Genomic DNA, 1,576 nt, shown 5'->3' with positions numbered 1-1,576 from the left:
TTTTGCCTGAAGAGCACAGGGGACGCTCTCTTCATTCAATTTAGCCTTACTTCTTCAGATCGTTAAGCGGGAGTTAAGGTACCATGACGTTGCAGGGGTTTCCCTTCGCTTGATTAAGAGCAGTATGGCCATTCTTGTTGGTAAGGTTGAGATTGGCTCCGGCTCTAATCAGTGCCTTGCAGATGTCAGTTCTTCTATCAGTTTTTGCAGCAAACATAAGTGCCGATTCGCCGTCTTTATCTTGCAGGTCTAAATCGGCTCCACTTTTACCCAGTGTCTTGAAGATATCAATATTAGTATAAATTACTGCAAACATAAGTGCCGATTTGCCGTCTTTTTCTTGCAGGTCTAAATCGGCTCCGCCTCTAACCAGCTCCTCGAATATCTTAATTTTATTATGCCGTGCTGTATGTATAAGTGCCGATTCACCGTCTTTATTTTGCAGGTTTAAATCGGCTCCGGCTCTAATCAGTGCTATAGAACAGAGCTCATTACCCCACTCTGCACCAATCATAAGAGCTGAATGGCCGTGTTTATCTCTCAGATTCAAATTAGCTCCGGCTCTAATCAGTGTGTTGACGCTGGAGGGGCTTCTTCCAATATATGTTGCATTTATAAGAGGTGTATTGCCGTTTTCATCTCTCTGGTTCAAATTAGCTCCGGCGTTAATCAAAATACTTAGTCTGGCTCGATTGACGTTTTCAGATGACATGAACCTAGGATAGTATTCAAAGTCACCGAGGGTTGCTGCCCATTGAAGTGGTGTTTTTTGCCGACGTAGATCATGTGAGCCGACTTCATCCAGTTTGGGGCCTGTGCCAATGCCACAATAAGCTTGGTTGATTTCAGTCTTACGATCAGCCAAACAGATTGCCTCAATTTTTAGTAATTCTTCAATCGCCCATAAAGACTCGTCAGTTGAACATTCGCAGTCTTTAGCAATATTAACGGCTATGCCAAATGCCTTTGCGGATGTATTTTCCTGAATGTTTGGCGTTGCCGGTGGGGATTTATCCCTTTCAGATCTTACAGGTGCACTCATTGGTAAGTTTCATTCATTAATACTCGTATAGCAATAGATACTGTCTGGGAGGAAAAGTTCCGGAGATAATGGGGGAGTCAATATGCTGAGGGGAAAGGACTTTCTGAAATAATATGAAAAACACTTATAGCCCATTGAAAAAAGAGGAGAAAAGGTTTCTCAGGTCATGAATCAGAACCGTTGATAGTGTTCTCTGGATATAACTTCTCCGATGACCTTATCATGTGCGTCTACGGATCGTGAGAAGCAGATTGTTTTGCGCATCAAGCGTTTCAATCGCGTTCTCAGCGTCAGGTTTTGACGCTCTATCCGCTGAGTAAAGAACTTGTCAACGGCATGTTTACCTTCCGGCAGATGTGATGCATAGGGCTTCCAGTCATCTGTGCAGTAGTGGCTGAAGTTAAACGGTTTCAGCCGTTTAAGGAGTTTCTTTAGCGTCTTGCCTGCCCTGCGTGCATATTCTGGTTTACTTGAACACCGATTCTGGTCTACTTGAACACCCCCGTCACCTTACGTATTGGCGAGCCTGATTTT

The 1,576-nt window shown here is 43.8% G+C and carries 1 protein-coding gene and 1 pseudogene; both read right to left on the bottom strand.

Annotated features, from left to right (window positions below; genetic code table 11):
- Window positions 1-73: 73 nt before the first annotated feature.
- Complete coding sequence (locus tag ABD892_RS10735) at window positions 74-1,042, bottom strand: ankyrin repeat domain-containing protein (RefSeq protein ID WP_345195624.1); 969 nt, start codon at window positions 1,040-1,042, stop codon at window positions 74-76.
- Between the two features lie 171 nt (window positions 1,043-1,213).
- Window positions 1,214-1,501: pseudogene (locus ABD892_RS10730) on the bottom strand (IS1 family transposase); the annotation flags it as partial.
- Window positions 1,502-1,576 lie beyond the last annotated feature (75 nt).

Origin of the sequence: Kistimonas scapharcae (assembly GCF_039540975.1) — a bacterium.
Lineage (GTDB): Bacteria > Pseudomonadota > Gammaproteobacteria > Pseudomonadales > Endozoicomonadaceae > Kistimonas > Kistimonas scapharcae.
Note: the sequence above shows the minus strand (reverse complement) of the source record. Positions and strands in the feature narration are given on the sequence as shown.